The following is a 19,414-nucleotide window of genomic DNA, read 5'->3' as shown; positions in this document are numbered from 1 at the left end:
TGCAGCCCGGCCCTGCACGCCTGACAGCCCAGCCCCTGCAGCCCGGCCCTGCACGCCCGACAGGCCAGCCCCTCAGCCCAGCCCCTCAGCCGACCCCTCAGCCCCGCACCCCGCGGCCCACGCCCGAGCGGCGTCCCCCGCCACCCCCTCCAGCGCGTCGGCGTCCACCACGTGCTGGAGGTTCCCCTGCACCGCGAGGGTCGCGACACCGTGCGCGATCGACCACAGCTCGGCCGACCTCCTGGCCACGTCCGCGCCGCCGAGGAACGGGCGCAGTGCCGCCTCGAACCTGTCCTGTACGACGGCGGTCTGCCGCAGCAGGTCCTCGTGCCGCGACTTGTCGATGCCGCTCGCGAACATCGTCTCGAACCGCGCCGGGTCCTCCTGAGCGAAGCGGAGGTACGCGGTGGCGACCCACGCCGCCTGGGCGTCGAACGCCTGGCCCGACGGGAAGTCCGCGAAACGCGCCTCCAGCGCCTGGAAGCCGATCAGCGCTGCGGCCGCGAGCATCGCGTCGCGGTCGGCGAAGTGGCGGTACGGCGCGCCCTTCGAGACGCCGGCCCGCCGTGCCGCTTCGGACACGCTGACGCCCCGCGCGCCGTGCTCGCGCACCAGTTCCATGGTCGCGTCCAGCAGGGCGTTGCGCAGGTCCCCGTGGTGATAAGCCATGTCCGCCTCCCGATGTTGCAGTCTCTCACATTGACGGCGTAGCTTGATGTAAGAAGCTCTCACATCGAGGAGTCGACCATGAGGTACGCGGGCACCACAGCGCTCATCACCGGAGCGAGCTCGGGCATCGGCGCCGAGTTCGCCCGCCGGTTCGCCGCTAGGGGAGCGGATCTCGTCCTCGTCGCGCGGCGGGCCGACGTGCTCGACGCGCTCGCGGCGGAGATCCGCGAGACCGGCAGGACCGTCCAGGTCGTGCCGTTCGACCTCACCGAGGACAGGAGCGGGCGGAGGCTGGCCGAACGGGTCGGGCGCGTCGACACCGTGGTCAACTGCGCGGGCGTGGCGAAGACCGGGTCCTTCGAGGACAGCACCGAGGACGAGATCCGGTTGCAGCTCAGGGTGAACGTGGACGCGGTGGTCGACATCTCGCACGCGTTCCTACCGAGGCTGAAGGCGTCCGGGCAGGGCGCTCTGGTCAACGTCGCCAGCCTGACCGCGCACCTGCCCGTCCCCGGACTGGCCGCGTACTCGGCGGCGAAGGCGTTCGTCGTCCACTTCACCGAGGCGCTCGCGCACGAGCTGCGCGGGTCGGGGCTCACCGTGCTGGCGCTGTCGCCGGGGCCGACCCGCACGGAGTTCTACGCCACGTCGGGCACGCACGAGAACGGCGTGCGGTTCCAGACCGCCGCCCAGGTCGTCGACACGGCCTTCGCCGCGCTGGACAAGAAGAACCCGCCCGTCAGCGTCATCTCCGGCGCGCAGAACCGCTGGGTCAAGCGCGTGCTGAAGGCGTTGCCGACGAGGACGGCGTTGCGGCTGATGGAAGCCGAACCGGTCGCGTAGTGGCGTCGTTTGGGAGACTGCACGGCATGACCACGACGGAGAACGGCGGGACGAGGCGCCGCGGCCGCCCGGGCTACGACCTGGAGACGCTGCTGACGGCCGCCGCGGAGCTGTTCTACGAACGCGGCTACGACGGCACCAGCATCCAGGACCTGGCCAACCGCCTGGGTGTCACGAAGTCCGCCATCTACCACCACGTTCCCGGCAAGGAGGCCCTGCTGCGGCTGGCCGTCGACCGCGCGCTGGACGGCCTGTTCGCGGAGGTGACCAAGCTCGGCGCGGTCGAGGGCCGCGCGGTCGACCGGCTCGCGCACCTGGTCCGCGGCAGCGTCACGGTCCTGGTCGAGCAACTGCCGTTCGTGACGCTCCTGCTGCGCGTGCGCGGCAACAGCGAGACCGAACGCGAGGCGCTGGCCCGCCGGCGCGAGTTCGACCAGATCGTCACGGCGCTGGTGGCCGACGCGGCGGCCGAGGGCGACCTCCGTCAGGACATCAACCCCGCGATGACGACCAGGCTGCTGTTCGGCATGGTCAACTCGGTGATCGAGTGGTACCGGCCGCAGGGCGGGCTCAGCGCCGCCGACCTCGCGGACATGGTGGCCACCGTGGCGTTCGACGGTCTACGCGTGCGCGGGGACTGACCGGCGCTGGACGACCACCACGGCCGCCAGGCCGAGAGCAAGACCGAAAGCGGTCTGAATCCCGAAGTGCTCGCCGAACATCCACGCTCCCCACACGGCCGTGACCGGCGCCATGAGGAACATAAGCGTGTTCACGTGGGTGACCCCGGAGCGCCTCAGGATGATCCAGTAGAGCCCGTACCCGCCGAACGTCGACAGGACGACGAGCCAGGCGATCGTGCCCCAGAACGCGGGTTCGGCGGGCGGAACGGCGTTGCCGGTGCCCACGGCGAGCGCGGTGAACACGACGGCACTCGTGAGGCAGTGCGTGGTCATCGCGACCGAGGGCGCCACCTGAGTCCGTGACCGGCCTTCGAGAAAAGTGGCCGCCACCAACGACAACATGCCCAGGAACGGGATGAGGTAGGCCCACCACTCCACTCCGGAACTCGCCGCGGCATCGGCCCCGGTGACGATGACGACGCCGCCCACGCCCAGGCACAGACCGAGCCACTGCCGGCGCGACACGTACTGGTGCAGCAGCGGCCCGGCCAACGCCCCGGCTACGAGCGGCTGGACCCCGTCGATCAGCGCCGTGGTGCCGCTGGAGACGCCGAGCTGGATCGCGTAGTAGACGGTCAGCAGGTAGCCGCTCTGCGACAGCACTCCGATCAACGCCTGCCGGCCCACGTCCCGCGCGGCCAGCCCCCGCCACGACTTCCGGAGCGCGGCGAAGGCCACGAGCACGAGTGCGAGCGGCAGAAAGCGCCACATCAGGACCGTGACGGCGGACGCGCTCCCCGCCCCGAGCTTGGCCCCGATGAACCCGGAGCTCCAGCAGAGCACGAACGCGGCCGAGAGCAGGAAGTTCACCCACCACACCTCCCTATACCGATCTGTATACCCAACGACTATACAGATCGGTATACTGGGGAGGTGCTGCGACGGATCACGATGACCCCGGCCGCCTCGCGCGCCCTGGAGGCCGCCGGACGGTTGTTCTACGAGCACGGCATCCACGCCGTGGGCGTCGACCTGATCGCCGCCGAGGCCGGGGTGACGAAGAAGACGCTCTACGACCGGTTCGGCTCCAAGGAGCAGATCGTCGTGGAGTACCTGGCCGACCGCGACGAACGCTGGCGGGCGTTCCTGGCCGACTACCTGGACGCCGCTCCCGAACCCCGTGTGCTGGCCGTCTTCGACGCGTCCCGAGCGTGGGCGGGCGAGTTCAGCCCCAAGGGGTGCAGCATGGTCAACGCCCACGCGGAGATCAGCGACGCCTCCCACCCCGCGCACCCGATCATCATCGGGCAGAAGGAGTGGATGCTCGCCCTGTTCACCGACCTGGTCCGGGACGTCGTGCCGAACGCCGTCCAGTTGGGGCGGACGCTCCTGCTGCTGCACGAGGGTGCCTTGGTGGCCAACGGTTTCGGCACCTTCCCCGACCCCATCGGGCACGCTCGCGACCAGGCGGAGGCCCTCCTCGCGGCCTCACCACGGCACGGTCGTGCCGTCCCAGGAGAAGAACCCTCCGGTGGGGCCGTCGTCCGGTAGCAGGGCGAGGCGGACGGCGCCCTCCGCGGCCTCCGCCGGGTCACCACCGGCCGCGGCGCGCGCGGTGAGGTCGGTCGCGCGCAGGCCGGGGGCCAGCGCGTTGACCCTGAAGCCGGGCAGCGTCTGGGCGTAGAAGACGGTCAGCGCGTTGAGCGCCGCCTTCGACGACCGGTAGGCGGCTCCGCTGCCGTGGCCGTGCGCGAACTGCGGGTTGGGGTTCGTGCTCCAGACCAGCGACGACGTGCCGCTGGAGACGTTGACGACGCGCGGGTGCGGCGAGCGGCGCAGGGCCGGCAGGAAGGCGTTCGTCACGGCCACCACCCCGAACACGTTGGTCTCGAACGTGCGCCGGAGCTCATCGGCGTCGGTGTCCTCGGGCGGCGCGAGCGACTGCGCGATCCCGGCGTTGTTGACCAGCACGTCGAGGCGGTCGATCCGCGCCGCGGCACGGGTGATGCCGGCGTGGTCCGTGACGTCGAGGACGAGCGGGAGGCCGCCGATCTCCTCGGCGGCCAGCCGCCCGCGTTCCGGGTCGCGGGATCCCACGTGGACGGTGAAGCCCTCGGCGACGAGGAGCCGGGCGATGTGCTTGCCGATGCCCTTGTTGGCGCCGGTGACCAGGGCGGTGCGTTCGTTCATGACACCACCGTCGCGCGCTGTCCCGCGGTGCTGCCAGGGATAACCTGTACCAGTCAGGGGAGGTGGCATGCCGAGGCACGAACTGGCCCGTTTCCTGCGGGACCGCCGCACCGCGCTGCGCCCGCCGGAGAAGGGTGCCGATCGCCGCACGCCGGGACTGCGCCGCGAGGAAGTGGCGGAGCTGGCGCACATGTCGGTCGACTACTACACGCGGCTGGAGCAGGCGCGGGGTCCGCGACCGTCGCCCACGATCCTGGAGGGCCTGTCCCAGGCGTTCGGGCTCGCGCCGGCCGAGCGCAGCCACCTGTTCCGCCTGGCCGGAGCGCTCGCGCCGCCCGGCAGCAGCGTGACGCGGAACGTCCGCCCGCACGTGGCCGCGATGCTGGAGCGCCTGCCGCAGACCGGCGCGATCGTCACGGACGCCGCGTACGACGTCGTCGCCTGGAACCCGCTGGCCGAGGCGTTGCTCGGCGTCGGGACGAACCTCGCCCGGCGGCGGTTCCTCGGCGAGGGGCACCGGTACGAGAGCACCAGCGCCGAGGAGTTCGGGCACGTCGTGGTCGCCCGGCTGCGCCGCGCCGCCGACCGCTACCCGCACGACGCGCGGCTGACGTCCCTGATCGCCGACCTGCACGCCGGTAGCGAGGAGTTCCGGCGGATCTGGCGGACGCGGCCGGTGCACGCTCCGGGCCACCGCACCAAGACCGTGCGGCACCCGGAGGCCGGCACCCTGCACCTGAACTGCGACGTCCTGCTCGTGCCGGAGGACGACCAGGAGGTGGTCCTGATCACCGCCGACCCCGGATCGGCGTCCGCGCGGGCACTGAGCCGGCTGGCCTGAGCTCAGCCCACCGACACCGGGTGCAGCCAGCAGGCCACCGAACGACCGGCCTTGCTCTGCCCCAGCACGGGGACCTGGGTCCCGCAGACGTCCATGGCGCGGCCGCACCGCGGGTGGAACGGGCACCCGTCCGGCATCGACCGCAGGTCCGGCGGCGACCCGGCGATGCCCGACAGCTCGCGCCGCGGGCCCTTCAACGCCGGGAACGAGTGCAGCAACCCGTCGCTGTAGGGGTGCAGGGGAGTGCGGTACAGGTCGGCCGACGTCGCCTCCTCGACGACCTGGCCCGCGTACATGATCGCGATCCGGTCCGAGAACTCGACCAGCAGCGACAGGTCGTGCGTGATGAACACGACCGAGAACCCGAGGCGTTCGCGCAGGTCGACGAGCGTGCGCAGGATCTGGCGCTGCACCACCACGTCCAGCGCGGTGGTCGGTTCGTCCATGATCACCACGCGGGGTTCCAGCGCGAGCGCCATCGCGATCATCACGCGCTGCCGCATGCCGCCGGAGAGCTGGTGCGGGTAGCTGTTCAGCCGGTCCGCGGCGATGCCGACCAGACCCAGCAGCTCGCGGGCGCGGTCCTGGCGGGCCTTCGGCGTCGACCGGGCCGAGTGCGCCTTGAGCACGTCCGCCAGTTGCGTCGAGATCCGCTGCACCGGGTTGAGCGAGTTGATCGCGCCCTGGAACACGATGGCGATCTCGGACCAGCGCAGCCGCCGCAGGTCCGCGTCGCGGATCCGCAGCAGGTCGACGGTCGAGCCGTCGTCGAGGTGGTAGATCACCTCACCGCCCGCCACGACCCCGGGCGGGGGCAGCAGCCTGGTCATGCCGTAGGCCAAAGTGGACTTCCCGCTGCCCGATTCCCCTGCCAGGCCTAGGACCTCGCCGCGGTGCAGGGTCAGGTCGACGTCGCGGACGGCGCGGACGGACTCGGGACCGAGCCCGTAGTCGACGTTCAGCCCGCGCACCTCGAGAATGCGTTCCTTCATGACGACTCCTTGGCGAGCACGGGGGTGAAGCCGACGCGCATCCGCACGCCCCGCGCCGAGGAACGGGTGCGCAGGCGCGGGTTGACGTACTCGTCGATGCCGAAGTTGACCAGCGACAGCGCCGTGCCGAGCAACGCGATCGCGAGACCGGCGGGGACGAACCACCACCACGCGCCCTGGGTGAGGGCCTGCTGCGACTGGGCCCAGTACAGGACCGTGCCCCAGTTCCAGCCGCCCGCGTCGGACACGCCGATGAACGCCAGCGTGATCTCCGAGATCACCGCGAACAGCACGGTGCCGACGAAACCGGACGCGATGACCGCGGTCAGGTTCGGCATGATCTCGAACAGGATGATCCGCCAGGTCGACTCGCCGTTCGCACGCGCCGCCTCCACGTAGTCCCTGCGGCGCAACGACAACGTCTGCGCGCGCAGCACCCGCGCGTTCCACGCCCACGACGTCAGGCCGATCACCAGCGCGATCGTGAGGTTGCTCGTCTCGGGCAGCGAGGACGTGATGATGACGATCAACGGCAGCGCCGGGATCACCAGGAACACGTTGGACAGCGCGGAAAGCCCTTCACCCGCGGATCCGCTGAGGTAGCCGGCCGTGACACCGACCAGCACCGACAGCACGGTCGCCACGATCCCCGCCACCGCGCCGACGAACACGACGCTGCGGGTGCCGGCGAGCACCTGGCTGAAGATGTCCTGGCCGAGGTGGGTGGTGCCGAACCAGTGCGCGGACGACGGCGGCTGCAACAGGTCGTTGCTGCGCGAGGACGGTTCGTACGGCGCGAGCCACGGACCGACGACGGCCATCAGGGCGAAGAAGCCGAGCGCGAAGAGACCGGTGAGCGCCTTGGGGTTGTTGCGCATCAGCCCTCCCTGCGGGTGCGGGGGTCCAGCGCGAGGTAGGCGACGTCCGCGAGGAGGTTCGCCAGCAGCACGGACAGCGTGATGATGAGGAAGATGCCCTGCAGCAGCGGGTAGTCCTTGGCGCCGACCGCCTGGAACAGCTGCAGGCCGAGGCCGGGGTAGGAGAACACGATCTCCACCAGCAGGGTGCCGCCGACGATGAACCCGAGTGCCAGCGCGAAGCCGGACACGTTCGGCAGCAACGCGTTGCGGGCGGCGTAGGCGAGCATCACCCGGCGTTCGGGCAGGCCCTTGGCGTGCGCGACGGTGACGTAGTCGTCCGAGGACACCGTCACCATCATGTTGCGCATGCTGAGGATCCAGCCGCTGACCGAGGACACCAGGATCGTGAAGCCCGGCAGCAGGCCGTGCTGCACGGTGCTGCCGATGAACTGCCAGTCCCAGTTCGGCACCAGGCCGATCTCGTAGGCGCCGGACGCGGGGAAGAAGCTGCCAGGGCCGGTGAGCAGCGCGATCGCCACCAGTCCCAGCCAGAAGTACGGGATCGACGAGACGAACGTGGTGACCGGGATCAGCGAGTCCGCCCACGTGCCGCGCCGCCAGCCCACGACGGCGCCCGCGGCGGTGCCGAGGAAGAACCCGATCACCGTCGTGATGCCGACCAGCCCGACGGTCCACGGCAGGCCGTCGCCGATCACGTCCGCGACGGGGCTCGGGAAGAACGTGAACGACATCCCGAGGTCACCGCGCAGGAGCTGGCCCAGGTAGGAGAAGTACTGGCTCGCCAGGCTCTCGTCCTTGTCCAGTCCGAAGAGGACGTACAGCGACCGGACTGCCTCGCTCGTCATCTGCCCGCGCTGCTTGGTGATCAGCGCCTGCACCGGGTCGCCGGGGATCATCCGCGGCACGAAGAAGTTGATCGTGACCGCGGCCCAGACCGTGAGCAGGTAGAAGCCGAGGCGCTTGAGGAGGTAGCTCACGACGCCTCCTCCCGGTACAGCCAGCACGCCGCGAAGTGCCCGTCGCCGAGCTCGAAGCGCGCGGGGACGTCCGTGCGGCAGACGTCCATCGCGAACGGGCAGCGCGGGTGGAACCGACAGCCCGGCGGTGGTTCGATCAGGGAGGGGGGTTCGCCGGCCCCACCGTCCTTCTCCTCCACAGCCGGGCGGTCGGGGTCTGGTGCGGACTCGATCAGCAGCTGCGTGTACGGGTGCGCGGGCTTCTGCGTGACGGTCTCGCTGTCGCCGCCCTCGACCACCTGCCCCGCGTACATCACGACCGTCTCGTCCGCGAAGTAGCGTGCGGACGCGATGTCGTGCGTGATGTACAGAATGGACAGGCGAAGGCGCTCTTTCAGGTCTCGCAACAGGTTCAGCACGCCGAGTCGGATGGACACGTCCAGCATGGACACCGGTTCGTCTGCCAGCAGCACCTCCGGGCTCGCCGCCAGCGCCCGTGCGATCGCCACGCGCTGCCGTTGCCCGCCGGAGAGCTCGTGCGGGTACCTGTCGAGGTACCGCTCCGCGGGCGTCAGGTGCACGCGGGTCAGCAGCTCCGCGAGCGACGTCTCCAGGTCGTCGCCGCGGTTGCCGTGGATGGTGAGCGCCCTGGTGAGGTGGTAGCGGATGGTGTGCACGGGGTTGAGCGACGCGAACGGGTCCTGGAAGATCATCTGGACCTTGCGGCAGTACGCGCGGAACTTGCGCCCGCGTGCCCAACCTCGTTGCACGGCGACGTTCTCGCCGTGCAACCGGATCTCGCCGGACGTCAGCGGGTACAGCTGCGCGAGCAGCCGCGCGACCGTCGACTTGCCGGAGCCCGACTCGCCGACGAGCGCGGTGACGCTGCCCCTGCGCAGCTGGAGTGACACGCCCTCGACCGCGCGCACGGCCTTCCTGTCGCGCGCGAACGGCCTGCTGATCGGGAAGTGCTTGGTGAGGCCGTCGGCCTCCAGGACGATCTCTGTCGAGACCGCCCCGGAGACCGCCGGCACTACCTCGGCCGTCACGAGGCAGGCCTCAGCTTCATGACGATGTCGAGGGCGTTTTCGAGGGTGGGCTGCACGGGCGCGTACTGGTCCTGCTCACTCGGCCAGCCCGTCCAGTTCTTCGTGCTGTACTGACCGCCGCCGTTCGCGGCGGAGGTGATGATGACCGGCATCTCCTGCACGAAGATCTTCTGCAGCTCCTGCAGGGCCGCGTTGCGCACCGACTCGTCGGGCGCGTTCGCGAAGTCGTCCAGCGCCTTGGTCGCGGCCGGGCTCTCGAAGCGACCGTAGTTGCCGTTGACGCCGGCCTGGCCGATCGGCTTGTACAGCGCACCGTCCATGATGGACTGGTAGATGTCGTACAGCGTCAGGCCGTTGTTGGTCCAGTGCATGGCGGCACCGAAGTCACCGGTGTCGAGTGCCTTGGTCCACGCGTCGGCGTTCTGCAGGTTCACCGTCGCGGCGATGCCGATCTTGGAGAAGTTGTCCTTGATGATCTCCAGGTCGGTGACGTAGTCCGACCAGCCGGACGGCACGGTGAGGACGATCGTGACGGGCGCGCCGTCCTTGCCCTTCAAGGTGTTCCCGTCGAAGGTGTAGCCGGCCTCGGTCAGCGCCTTCTTCGCGCCCTCGACGTCGACGGTCACCTTCTTGTCCTTGAACTGCGGGGCGATGAACGACTCACCGGCCGGCGTCGGGATGCCGGTGATGTTGTCGACCTTCGGGTAGAAGTAGCCCGCCTCGCCCTGCATGAAGATGTCGTCGCGGTTCACCACCATGTTCGCGGCGCGGCGCAGGGCGGGGTCGTCCCACGGCTTCGCCTTGGTGTTGAACCACAAACCGTGCACGCCGAGCACCGGCGGGAACCACAGCTTGTGGTTCTGCGGGTCCTTGCTGGTGTACGCGGCCTGGTAGTTGGGGATGAACGTGAAGCTCCACTCGGCGGCACCGGTGGCGAGCGCGTTGGTCTGCGCGTTGTTGTCGCTGTAGGAGGTGTAGCGCAGCTCCTTGACCTTCGGGAGCTCCTGCCAGTACTTGTCCCGGATCGACAGCGTCACCGTCTGCGGCGTGAACGACTTCAGCGTGTACGGGCCGCTGCCGATCGGGCTCTTCAGCGTCTCGGTCGACGGGTTGGCGAACGTCGACCACTGGTGCTTGGGCACCACGAACTGTTCGAGGATCTTCTTCTGGTTGACGAACTGCGACTTCGGGAAGCCGACGGTGACCTCGCTGCCGGAGAACGAGATGTCCTGGTACGGCACGCCTTCGATGTTCAGCCCTGGGTTGTTCTTGAGCAGCTCGAAGGTGTACGCCACGTCCTCGGCCGTCAGCGGCTTGCCGTCGGACCACGTCACGCCGTCACGAATCGTGAGCGACAGCTTGTGGAAGTTGTCCGACCAGGTGAACTTCGTTGCCAGCCAAGGCTTCGGCTGATCGGTCACCTTGACCTCGTTGACCATCGCCAGCGGTTCGAAGAGCAACCGGCGGTAGCCGAGCGACGAGGACGCCGACGAGTTGAGGAAGGGGTTGTTGTTCTCCGTTTGCGGACCGTTCGGCATACCCACGTTGAGCACCCCGGCGGAGTTGCCGCCCGAGCCCGGGTTGGTCGCCGAACAGGCGCCGGTGAACGCCAGGGCGGTCGCGGCGACGGCAGCGCAAACACGCCTCATTCTCATGGAAACTCCTTGTTCTCCAACGAAAGCGAGAAGAATCAAGTGAGCGCTGGGAGAGGTTGACCGCGCGTGCCATCGCGGGTGAGGCCGTTGAGGCCCTCTGGTCGCCGTAGAGTAGACGCCTGTCATCGAGGGCAAGTCAATAACGAAGAGGTCACGAACCGAGGCTTATTTTTAGGCTCGAAGTAACCTCGGCGCTCATGGTGCGTACACGGGCGACCGTCCGGGACCTCCGCAGGCAGAACCGCTCGGTGCTCCTCACGGCACTCTTCCTCGACGGCCCGCTGAGCCGCCAGCAGCTCAGCGCGAGCACCGGACTGAGCGCGGCGACCGCCAGCACGATCACCGGAGAACTGCTGGACGAGGGCCTGCTGGTCGAGGCGGGCTCGGTCGAGTCGGACGGCGGCAGGCCGCGCGTCCTGCTGCGCGTCAACCCGGCGTTCGGGCACGTCATCGGGGTCGACGTCGGCGAGACGGGGATCAAGGTGGAGCTGTTCGACCTCGCCATGACCCGCCTGTCCACAGTGGACCAACCGCTGGGTCTCGTGGAGCCGTTCGCCGTCAGCGAGTTGATCGCTTCGGGCGTCAGCGAGGTCCTGGCCGCGACGGGCGTGACTCCGGGTTCGGTGCTCGGCGTCGGTGTCGGCGTGCCCGGCACGGTCGAGCGCGGGACCTCGGCGGTCGTGCACGCGCAGACCATCGGCTGGGACGCCGTCCCGCTGGAGAAGATGATCCGCGAGGCGGGCGTCGAGCCGCCCCTGTTCGTCGAGAACGGCGCGAAGACCCAGGGTCAGGCGGAGATGTGGTTCGGCGCCGGCCGCGGGGCGGGGCACGCGGTGATCGTGCTGGTCGGGTCCGGTGTCGGGGTGGCGGTGGTGACCGACGGGGTGGTGCACAGGGGCGCGACCAGCAACGCGGGGGAGTGGGGCCACACCACGATCGTCTACGGCGGGCGGCGCTGCCGGTGCGGCGTGCGCGGCTGCCTGGAGGCGTACGCGGGGGCGGAGGCCATGCTCGGCCGGTACCGGGAGGCGTTGCGCCGCAAGGACTCCGCCGTCGACCAGCAGGCCGCGCTGGAGGACCTGCTCTCGTCCCGGTCGGTGGTGGCCCGCCGGGTGGTGGACGAGTCGGTGGGCTATCTGGGTGCCGGCATCGCCAACCTCGTGAACCTGTTCAACCCGGAGCGCGTCGTGCTCGGCGGGTGGGCGGGCCTGGCGCTCGGAGCGCGGAAGCTGGACGAGATCGTCGCCGCCACGGCCGACCACGCGTTGCGCCACCCGTACGGGCAGGTGCGGATCGAGCTCGGGCGGACCGGTCCGGACGCGGTGGCGGTCGGTGCGGCGACGCTGCCGGTCGCGTCGTTGCTGGAGACGGGGGTCGACCCGCGTTCCGTGCGGGGCCTCGGGGTCTGACGTCGCGTGACCTCGTGTTTCGTGCGAGGGGACCCCGCTCGACCGGGTGCGGCCCGGCGTCCCGTCGCCCAGAAGACGCCTTCCGACGCATTGACAGCGGCGTCCCGCACCCCGACGCTTTGGAGAGCGCTCTCCAAGGAGGTTTCCCGGTGCACGACGACCACGAGCTGGTCCGCCTGGTCGGCAAGCTCGACCTGCCCGCCAAGGTGCGGCTGCTGGCGGGCGGATCGGTCTGGCACAGCTGCGCCGAGCCGCTGATCGGACTGCGCGCGATGACGTTCTCCGACGGCCCGGCAGGCGTGCGCGGCCCGGGCTGGGACGAACGCCGCACGTCACTGGCCCTCCCGTCACCGTCGGCCCTAGGCGCCACCTGGGACGAGGATCTCGTGGCGCGACTCGGCGGACTGCTGGCGGCCGAGGCCCGGCGCAAGGACGTGGACGTGCTGCTCGCACCGGTGCTGAACCTGCACCGCACGCCCTACGGCGGACGCCACTTCGAGTGCTTCTCCGAAGACCCGCTGCTCACGGCACGCCTCGGCGTCGCGTACGTGCGCGGTGTGCAGGCCGGCGGCGTGGCGGCCACCCCGAAGCACTTCGTCGCCAACGAGACCGAGACCGACCGCCTCACCCACGACGTGCGGGTCGGCGAGCGAGCCCTGCGCGAGCTGTACCTGGCGCCGTTCGAGACGGCGGTGGTTGAGGCGGGCGCGTGGGCCGTGATGTCGGCCTACAACCAGGTGAACGGCCACTCGATGTCGGAGAGTCCGCTGCTCACCAGCCCGTTGAAGGACGAGTGGGGCTTCGACGGTCCGGTCGTGTCGGACTGGGGCGCGGTGCGGACGACCGTGGCGTCGGCGGTGTCCGGGCAGGACCTGTCGATGCCGGGACCGTGGGGGCCGTGGGGTGAGCGGCTGGTCGCGGCGGTCGAGGCGGGGGAGGTGCCGGAGGCCGCGGTCGACGACAAGGTGCTGCGGCTGCTGCGCCTGGCCGCGCGGGTGGGGGCGCTGGAGGGGGCGAGCCTGGCGGGGGAGGCAAGCTCCGCGGAGTTGCCTGACGCCGTGGAGGGGACCAGTTCCGTCGCGTGGCCAGACACCGACGCGGACTCCAGCTCCGACGCGGACCCCAACTGCGATGCGCGCCTGCTGCGCGAGGCGGTGTCCGCTAGCACGGTCCTGTTGCGCAACAACGGCATCCTGCCCCTCGCACCCGGCCTCCGCATCGCGGTGATCGGCCCCGGCGCCACCGCCGCACGCGTGCAGGGCGGCGGCAGCTCAGGCCTCTACCCGTCCGCCGAGAACAACCTGCTCGACGCCCTGACCCAACGCACCGAGACGGTGCACGCCCCCGGCCCCCGCATCGACGACAGGCCGACCCCGGTCAACGCGCCGGTGCTGGTGCGCGTGCTCGGCGCGGACGACGAGGTGCTGTTCCGCGAGCACCGGCTGACCGGCCGCATCCTGGAGACGCGGGAGGTGCCGGGAGCCGAGGTTCTGGAGATCAGCACCGCCCTGCACGTCACGAAGTCCGGGCCGTGGCGGCTCGCGGTGGCGGGGTACGGGCGGCTGACCCTCGACGTCGACGGCGTGCGGGTGCTGGACGTCGTGCAGCCGCTCGACACAGACGACCCCGCCGTGAAGCACCTTCGGCCGCCGCACCACGACGTGGAGGTGTCGCTCGCGGAAGGGGCCGAGGTCGAGGTGGTCGCGCGGCGGGAGCTGGGGGAGGACAGCGGCATGGCGTCGATGCTGGCCGCCGATCCGCCGCCGGCCGTTCACGGGGAAGCGGAAGCGGTCGAGGCGGCGAGGAGCTGTGACGTCGCGGTGGTCGTGGTCAGCACCACCGACGCCATCGAGAGCGAGGGGCGCGACCGGCACACCCTGGCGTTGCCGGGGGAGCAGGACGCGCTGGTCCGCGCCGTGTGCGCGGTGAACCCGAACACCGTCGTCGTGGTCAACTCCGGCGGGCCGGTGCTGTTGCCGTGGCGCGGGCAGGCCGCCGCCGTGCTGCTGACCTGGTTTCCCGGGCAGGAGTGCGGGAACGGGCTCGCGGACGTCCTGTTCGGCGACCGCGAACCCGGCGGGCGGCTGCCGACGACCTGGCCCGGCGAGGAGACCGACGTGCCGGTGAAGGACTACCTGCCGGTCGCGGGAACGCTGCCGTACGACGAAGATCTCGACATCGGCTACCGGGCGTGGGCCAAGAACGACGTGGCGCCCGCGTACTGGTTCGGGCACGGACTCGGCTACACCACTTGGCACTACGAGGAAGCACGGGTCGAGCGCGACGTGGTGAGGGTGCGGGTGCGCAACACCGGCGAACGGGCCGGGCGTGAGGTCGTGCAGGTCTACCTGTCCCGCCCGGACAGCGCCGTCGCCAGACCGCGGCGGTGGCTGGCGGGCTTCGCGGCCGTCACCGCCGGGCCGGGGGAGAGCGTGGAGGCGGTGGTCGGGATCTCGCGGCGGGCCATCAGTCACTGGGCTGGGGAGTGGGTGGTCGAACCCGGTGCGTTCACCGTCCTGACCGGCCCGAACGCCGGGCACACACCACTGCGCCTTGAGCGGGAGAACGCTCTCCTGCCGTGGTAAAACGGATCATGACCAAGGTCGGCCCGACGCTCGAGGACGTCGCGAAGCTCGCGGGCGTGTCCCGCGCGACCGTCTCCCGCGTCGTGAACGGCACGCGCAACGTCGACCCGAACCTCCAGGAGACGGTGCGCAACGCGATCGAGCAGACCGGGTACACGCCCAACCACGCCGCTCGCTCGCTCGTCACCCGCCGCACCGGGACCGTCGCGCTGGTCATCTCCGGCGCGGGCGGCGGGTCCGACGTCTTCGTGGACCCCTTCTTCGGCCGGGTGACCGCCGGTGTCGTCGACTTCCTGCGCACCCGCGGCGTGCATCCGGTGCTGATGCTCGCGGACACGGACCGCACCAGGGCCGACGTCGTCGAGTTCCTGCGGCAGGGGAGCGCGGACGGCGCGTTGCTGGTGACCACGCACGCCGCGGAGTCGTTGCCGGAGAGGCTGCTGGCGGCCGGTGTGCCCACCGTGCTGTACGCGCGGCCGGGCCGCCCGTTGCCGGTCAGCTACGTCGACCTCGACCACCAGGCCGGCGGCAGGCTCGCGGCGGCGAGGCTCATGGAGCTCGGCTGCACGACCGTCGGCGCGATCTCGGGGCCGCTGGACGTGCTCGCCAGCCAGGACCGGCTCACGGGGTTCCGCGAAGCCATGGCGCGCAACGGTTTCCCGTACGTCCCGGTCGTCGAGGGCGGCTTCACCGCGGCCAGCGGGCACGCCGCGATGGGACGCCTGCTCGTCGAGCACCCGGAGGTCGACGGGGTGTTCGCGGCGAACGACCTGATGGCGCAGGGGGCCGTGGACGTGTTGCTGGAGCACGGACTGCGCGTTCCGCGGGACGTCGCGGTGGTCGGGTTCGACGACAGCGCGCCCGCACTGGCGTGCCGCCCGCAGCTCACCACCGTGCGCCAGCCGGTCGAGGCGATGGCCGCGAAGATGGCGGAAGTGCTGATCACGAGCCTCGAAGACCCGGAACAGCGCCCCACGTCCGTCATCTTCGAACCGGAACTCGTCATTCGGGCGTCTGCTTGATTGACCTGTCCGTCACCACGGGTTAATCTACGGGAGAGCGCTCTCCCGATGTCCGGTGCCACGGACGTCATCGTCTGGGCTCACGCGCCCCAAGGTGTCAGGCAGGATCATGAGCTCTCCCCTGACCAGGGCGGCTGCCTTCGCGGCCTCCGTCCTGTGCCTCGTGACAACCGTCAGCGTTACCTCCCAAGCCGGTGCCGCCGCGTGCGGTACCTCCAACGTCGCTCTCAACCGCCCTGCGACCGCGTCGTCGACGGAGAACGGTGGGACCCCTGCTTCCGCCGCCGTGGACGGCAACGCCGGTACGCGGTGGTCGTCGCAGTTCTCCGACCCGCAGTGGCTGCAGGTCGACCTCGGCTCCACGCAGGAGGTCTGCCGCGTCTCCCTCAACTGGGAGGGCGCGTACGGCAAGGCGTTCCAGGTCCAGGTGTCCGACACCGCGGCCGCGAACTCCTGGCGTGACGTCTACTCGACCACCACGAGCACGGGCGGCAACCAGTCGCTCACCGTCTCCGGATCCGGCCGCTACCTGCGGGTGTACGGCACCCAGCGCGGTACCGGCTACGGCTATTCGTTGTGGGAGCTGGGTGTTTACGCGACCACGCCGGACACGCCGGGTGTGACCCCGACGGATCCGCGGAACCCGGACTTCGGGCCGAACGTGTACGTCTACGGTCCGGGTTCGTCTCAGTCGGAGATGCAGTCGAGGCTCGACTCGATCTCGGCGCAGATGAAGACGAACCAGTTCGGCCCGCAGCGGCATGCCGTGCTGTTCAAGCCGGGCACCTACAACGCGGACGTGAACCTGCGGTTCTACACGCAGGTGGCGGGCCTGGGCCTGCACCCGGACGACGTGAACATCAACGGGCACATCCGGGTCGAGGCGGACTGGTTGCAGCAGGGCAACGACCCGAACAACCTGGGCAACGCGACGCAGAACTTCTGGCGTGGCGCGGAGAACCTGTCGGTCACCCTTCCCGCCAACCAGATCGAGCGCTGGGCCGTCTCCCAGGCCACCGCGTACCGGCGGATGCACCTGCGCGGGCAGGCGCACCTGTGGAACGGGTACGACGGCTGGGCCAGCGGTGGTCTGATCGTCGACAGCAAGATCGACGGAACGGTCATCTCCGGGTCGCAGCAGCAGTTCCTCACCCGCAACAGCAACCTGGCGGGCGGCTGGTCCGGCTCGGTGTGGAACATGGTGTTCGCCGGCACGCAGGGCGCACCCGTGGACAACTTCCCGAACCCGTCGCACACGACCGTCGACACCTCGCCCGTGACGCGGGAGAAGCCGTACCTGTACTTCGACAACTCCGGTGAGTACCGCGTCTTCCTGCCCGCGCTGCGGCAGAACTCGCGCGGCACGAGCTGGGAGAACGGCAACCCCGGTTCGTCGGTGTCGCTGGCGGACTTCTTCATCGTCAAGCCGGGCACGCCGGCCGCGACGATCAACGCGGCGCTGACGCAGGGCAAGCACCTGCTGCTCACGCCGGGCATCCACCAGCTCGACGACACGATCCGGATCACCCGTCCGAACACGGTGGTGCTGGGCCTCGGTCTGGCGACGTTGACGCCGACCACGGGCAAGGCCGCGCTCACGACGTCCGATGTGGACGGTGTGAAGCTGGCCGGGTTCCTGGTCGACGCGGGTGTGCAGAACTCCCCGGTGCTGCTGGAGATCGGCAACTCCAGCACCGCTGACCACTCGGCGAACCCGACCTCGCTGCACGACGTGTACCTGCGCGTCGGTGGCTCCCAGGCCGGCAAGGCGACGGTCAGCATGCGGGTGAACAGCCGCAACACGATCATCGACCACACCTGGGTGTGGCGCGCCGACCACGGCGAGGGCGTGAGCTGGACCGCGAACCCCGGTCAGAACGGCGTGGTCGTCAACGGCGACAACGTGATCGCGTACGGGTTGTTCGTCGAGCACTACCAGCAGCACAACCTGGTGTGGAACGGCAACGGCGGCAAGGTGTACCTGTACCAGAACGAGCTGCCGTACGACCCGCCCAACCAGGCAGCCTGGATGAACGGGTCCAAGCGGGGCTGGGCCGGCTACAAGGTCGCCGACAACGTCACCACGCACGACGCGTTCGGTGTCGGTGTCTACGCCTTCAACCAGGCCGACCCGAGCATCGTCACCGACAACGGCTTCGAGGCGCCCAACAGGTCCGGTGTGCGTTTCCGGCACCTGGTCACCGTGTCGCTCGGCGGGGTGGGCACAATTGCCAACGTGATCAACGGCATCGGCGGTGTCGCGAACACCGCCAACCAGGTCCGTTACCTGGTGAACTATCCGTGAGTCTGATCGGCGTGCTCTCCCGGGACACCCTTCCCGGTGAGAGCACGCCCGCTCTGGCGGGCATCGGGCACGCGGCGCACAGGACGGGCTGCGGCCTGCTCCTGTGCGCCGATCTCGACTTCGTCGACACCAGGGACGTGGCCCTCAGCGGCTGCGTCCTGCTCGACCGCACGGCCGACGACCGAGACCTGTCCCGCCTGGCCGACCACGCGATCCCGTTCGTCTCGATAGGCAGACGGGACAGCGCTGTCGGAGAGATCCCCTACGTCGACGTGGACCACGCCGCGGGCGTGCGCGACCTGGTCGCGCGCACCGCGGCTCTCGGCCATCGTCACGTCGTCTACATCGGACTGCCGAGCGGCGCCACCTCGGTCGAACGCCGGCAGGAGTTCCGCGCCGCCGCAAGCGCTTTCGGCATCAAGGGGACGCACGCGCCGGCGGTGTGGCTCGACCAGTTGCTGCGCATCGGCGTGACGGCGGTGATCGCGGAACACTCCGACGACGCGGCGGCGCTCGTCCGCGCGGCACGCCGCCGGAACCTGTCCGTGCCGGGAGATCTCTCCGTGCTGGCGCTCGACCTGTCCGAGCAGGACCTGCTGGGTCTCACCGGCCTGCGCGTGCCGCGGTGGGAGACCGGCCGGCGTGCCGTGCACCTGCTGGCGCGGCTGCCGCAGAAGCGTTCCCAGGTGCTGCTGGCGTGCGAGTTCGTGGAAGGCACGACCTTGGCGGCACCCGCGTCGAGTTCGCATTCCCGTTGAACAATGAACAAGGTGGTGTTCTACACGCATGCGCAAATTCATTCGAGTGATCACGGCGACCGCGGCGGCGGCCGCCCTCCTGCTCGGCACGGCGCAGGTCTCGCTGGCGGCCGACCCGGTCGTGGTGGACGCGGGAGGTGCCGGTGACATCGGCGTCGGCGGGCTGACGGACACCAAGCCCGCGGACAAGCGGTCGAACGTGGTCTTCAGCCGCACCGTCACGAACCGGATCGACAGCGCGCTCTGGAACACCTCGCGGTACCTGGAGTCGTCCTACGCGCTCACCGGCCTGACCGCGGGAGCGTCGTACGAGCTGCGGCTGTACTTCCTCGACTGGTACTTCACCCGCCCCGGCCAGCGGATCTTCGACGTCGACGTGAACGGTCAGCGCGTGCTGAGCGACTTCGACATCATCGGGACCGCCGTCGCCGCGGGCGCGGACGCCCCTCTCACCGCGTTCGGCGTGGAGAAGGACCTCGCCGTCACCGCCGACGCGAACGGTGAGGTGCGCGTCGACCTGGTGCGCGGTGCGGCGGACCAGCCGCAGATCAATGCCATCGTGCTGGTGCCTGCCGCGTAACCGGTCCGGAACGCACGACATCCCAGGGCGCACACACGCGCCCTGGGATGTCGTGT

18 protein-coding genes are annotated in these 19,414 nt (G+C 70.2%); 10 read left to right on the top strand and 8 right to left on the bottom strand.

The annotated features are described in order from the left end of the window. Positions 1 to 72: 72 nt before the first annotated feature. The gene (locus tag ACFWN2_RS22610; protein WP_382430246.1) at positions 73 to 669 is read right to left on the bottom strand and encodes a TetR/AcrR family transcriptional regulator; all 597 of its coding nucleotides are present in this window, start codon (positions 667 to 669) and stop codon (positions 73 to 75) included. Between the two features lie 78 nt (positions 670 to 747). Between ACFWN2_RS22610 and ACFWN2_RS22605 the strand changes: the two genes are divergently transcribed. Together ACFWN2_RS22605 and ACFWN2_RS22600 are read left to right on the top strand one after the other, a co-directional pair. After that, positions 748 to 1,512, top strand: a complete 765-nt coding sequence (locus tag ACFWN2_RS22605) for an SDR family NAD(P)-dependent oxidoreductase (protein ID WP_382430244.1) — start codon at positions 748 to 750, stop codon at positions 1,510 to 1,512. Positions 1,513 to 1,538: 26 nt separating this feature from the next. Continuing rightward, entirely contained in the window at positions 1,539 to 2,153 is a 615-nt protein-coding gene (locus ACFWN2_RS22600; RefSeq protein WP_382430242.1) for a TetR/AcrR family transcriptional regulator, read from the top strand. Here ACFWN2_RS22600 and ACFWN2_RS22595 read toward each other — a convergent pair. After that, entirely contained in the window at positions 2,133 to 3,005 is an 873-nt protein-coding gene (locus ACFWN2_RS22595) for a DMT family transporter (RefSeq protein ID WP_382430240.1), read from the bottom strand. The genes ACFWN2_RS22600 and ACFWN2_RS22595 overlap by 21 nt on opposite strands. 63 nt (positions 3,006 to 3,068) lie before the next feature. Between ACFWN2_RS22595 and ACFWN2_RS22590 the strand changes: the two genes are divergently transcribed. Continuing rightward, on the top strand, positions 3,069 to 3,686 hold the full coding sequence (locus tag ACFWN2_RS22590) for a TetR/AcrR family transcriptional regulator (RefSeq protein ID WP_382430238.1): 618 nt from the start codon (positions 3,069 to 3,071) through the stop codon (positions 3,684 to 3,686). On the opposite strand, the gene ACFWN2_RS22585 is transcribed toward ACFWN2_RS22590, so the two are convergent. Then, complete coding sequence (locus ACFWN2_RS22585; RefSeq protein ID WP_382430236.1) at positions 3,624 to 4,325, bottom strand: SDR family oxidoreductase; 702 nt, start codon at positions 4,323 to 4,325, stop codon at positions 3,624 to 3,626. The genes ACFWN2_RS22590 and ACFWN2_RS22585 overlap by 63 nt on opposite strands. 67 nt (positions 4,326 to 4,392) lie before the next feature. Here ACFWN2_RS22585 and ACFWN2_RS22580 point away from each other — a divergent pair, with 67 nt between their 5' ends. Then, positions 4,393 to 5,166 (top strand): helix-turn-helix transcriptional regulator, encoded by a 774-nt coding sequence (locus ACFWN2_RS22580; RefSeq protein WP_382430234.1) that lies wholly within the window; start codon positions 4,393 to 4,395, stop codon positions 5,164 to 5,166. 2 nt (positions 5,167 to 5,168) lie between these two features. Here the strand turns inward: ACFWN2_RS22580 and ACFWN2_RS22575 are convergent, their stop codons facing one another. From ACFWN2_RS22575 to ACFWN2_RS22555, 5 genes are read right to left on the bottom strand one after another with little or no spacing between them, the layout of a single operon-like run. Next, a complete protein-coding gene (locus tag ACFWN2_RS22575; RefSeq protein ID WP_382430232.1) occupies positions 5,169 to 6,158 on the bottom strand; it encodes an ABC transporter ATP-binding protein in 990 nt (329 codons plus the stop codon). Further along, on the bottom strand, positions 6,155 to 7,036 hold the full coding sequence (locus ACFWN2_RS22570) for an ABC transporter permease (protein WP_382430230.1): 882 nt from the start codon (positions 7,034 to 7,036) through the stop codon (positions 6,155 to 6,157). The genes ACFWN2_RS22575 and ACFWN2_RS22570 overlap by 4 nt, the downstream gene beginning before the upstream one ends. Continuing rightward, entirely contained in the window at positions 7,036 to 8,016 is a 981-nt protein-coding gene (locus tag ACFWN2_RS22565) for an ABC transporter permease (protein ID WP_382430228.1), read from the bottom strand. The genes ACFWN2_RS22570 and ACFWN2_RS22565 overlap by 1 nt, the downstream gene beginning before the upstream one ends. Beyond that, positions 8,013 to 9,044 carry an ABC transporter ATP-binding protein gene (locus ACFWN2_RS22560; RefSeq protein ID WP_382430226.1) on the bottom strand — a complete coding sequence of 344 codons (1,032 nt, stop codon included), beginning with the start codon at positions 9,042 to 9,044 and terminating at the stop codon, positions 8,013 to 8,015. The genes ACFWN2_RS22565 and ACFWN2_RS22560 overlap by 4 nt, the downstream gene beginning before the upstream one ends. After that, on the bottom strand, positions 9,041 to 10,693 hold the full coding sequence (locus ACFWN2_RS22555; protein WP_382430224.1) for an ABC transporter substrate-binding protein: 1,653 nt from the start codon (positions 10,691 to 10,693) through the stop codon (positions 9,041 to 9,043). The genes ACFWN2_RS22560 and ACFWN2_RS22555 overlap by 4 nt, the downstream gene beginning before the upstream one ends. 203 nt (positions 10,694 to 10,896) lie before the next feature. Here ACFWN2_RS22555 and ACFWN2_RS22550 point away from each other — a divergent pair, with 203 nt between their 5' ends. From ACFWN2_RS22550 to ACFWN2_RS22525, 6 genes are all read left to right on the top strand, one after another. After that, on the top strand, positions 10,897 to 12,108 hold the full coding sequence (locus ACFWN2_RS22550; protein ID WP_382430222.1) for an ROK family protein: 1,212 nt from the start codon (positions 10,897 to 10,899) through the stop codon (positions 12,106 to 12,108). A 149-nt stretch (positions 12,109 to 12,257) separates the two neighbouring features. Further along, positions 12,258 to 14,693 carry a glycoside hydrolase family 3 C-terminal domain-containing protein gene (locus tag ACFWN2_RS22545; protein ID WP_382430220.1) on the top strand — a complete coding sequence of 812 codons (2,436 nt, stop codon included), beginning with the start codon at positions 12,258 to 12,260 and terminating at the stop codon, positions 14,691 to 14,693. Positions 14,694 to 14,701: 8 nt separating this feature from the next. Continuing rightward, on the top strand, positions 14,702 to 15,715 hold the full coding sequence (locus ACFWN2_RS22540; protein WP_382430218.1) for a LacI family DNA-binding transcriptional regulator: 1,014 nt from the start codon (positions 14,702 to 14,704) through the stop codon (positions 15,713 to 15,715). 109 nt (positions 15,716 to 15,824) lie between these two features. Further along, positions 15,825 to 18,020: a discoidin domain-containing protein gene (locus ACFWN2_RS22535; RefSeq protein ID WP_382430216.1), complete on the top strand. Its 2,196-nt coding sequence runs from the start codon at positions 15,825 to 15,827 to the stop codon at positions 18,018 to 18,020. After that, complete coding sequence (locus ACFWN2_RS22530) at positions 18,017 to 18,778, top strand: substrate-binding domain-containing protein (protein ID WP_382430214.1); 762 nt, start codon at positions 18,017 to 18,019, stop codon at positions 18,776 to 18,778. The genes ACFWN2_RS22535 and ACFWN2_RS22530 overlap by 4 nt, the downstream gene beginning before the upstream one ends. Before the next feature lie 28 nt (positions 18,779 to 18,806). Next, positions 18,807 to 19,358 (top strand): malectin domain-containing carbohydrate-binding protein, encoded by a 552-nt coding sequence (locus ACFWN2_RS22525; protein WP_382430212.1) that lies wholly within the window; start codon positions 18,807 to 18,809, stop codon positions 19,356 to 19,358. The last annotated feature ends 56 nt before the right edge of the window (positions 19,359 to 19,414 follow it).

The organism is Lentzea sp. NPDC058436, assembly GCF_042721515.1.
Lineage (GTDB): Bacteria > Actinomycetota > Actinomycetes > Mycobacteriales > Pseudonocardiaceae > Lentzea.
Note: the sequence above shows the minus strand (reverse complement) of the source record. Positions and strands in the feature narration are given on the sequence as shown.

Coding starts and splice junctions, on each gene's coding strand:
- ACFWN2_RS22610 (WP_382430246.1), bottom strand. CDS start 669: ATGGCTTATCACCACGGGGACCTGCGCAACGCCCTGCTGGACGCGACC.
- ACFWN2_RS22605 (WP_382430244.1), top strand. CDS start 748: ATGAGGTACGCGGGCACCACAGCGCTCATCACCGGAGCGAGCTCGGGC.
- ACFWN2_RS22600 (WP_382430242.1), top strand. CDS start 1,539: ATGACCACGACGGAGAACGGCGGGACGAGGCGCCGCGGCCGCCCGGGC.
- ACFWN2_RS22585 (WP_382430236.1), bottom strand. CDS start 4,325: ATGAACGAACGCACCGCCCTGGTCACCGGCGCCAACAAGGGCATCGGC.
- ACFWN2_RS22580 (WP_382430234.1), top strand. CDS start 4,393: ATGCCGAGGCACGAACTGGCCCGTTTCCTGCGGGACCGCCGCACCGCG.
- ACFWN2_RS22575 (WP_382430232.1), bottom strand. CDS start 6,158: ATGAAGGAACGCATTCTCGAGGTGCGCGGGCTGAACGTCGACTACGGG.
- ACFWN2_RS22570 (WP_382430230.1), bottom strand. CDS start 7,036: ATGCGCAACAACCCCAAGGCGCTCACCGGTCTCTTCGCGCTCGGCTTC.
- ACFWN2_RS22555 (WP_382430224.1), bottom strand. CDS start 10,693: ATGAGGCGTGTTTGCGCTGCCGTCGCCGCGACCGCCCTGGCGTTCACC.
- ACFWN2_RS22550 (WP_382430222.1), top strand. CDS start 10,897: ATGGTGCGTACACGGGCGACCGTCCGGGACCTCCGCAGGCAGAACCGC.
- ACFWN2_RS22540 (WP_382430218.1), top strand. CDS start 14,702: ATGACCAAGGTCGGCCCGACGCTCGAGGACGTCGCGAAGCTCGCGGGC.
- ACFWN2_RS22535 (WP_382430216.1), top strand. CDS start 15,825: ATGAGCTCTCCCCTGACCAGGGCGGCTGCCTTCGCGGCCTCCGTCCTG.
- ACFWN2_RS22525 (WP_382430212.1), top strand. CDS start 18,807: ATGCGCAAATTCATTCGAGTGATCACGGCGACCGCGGCGGCGGCCGCC.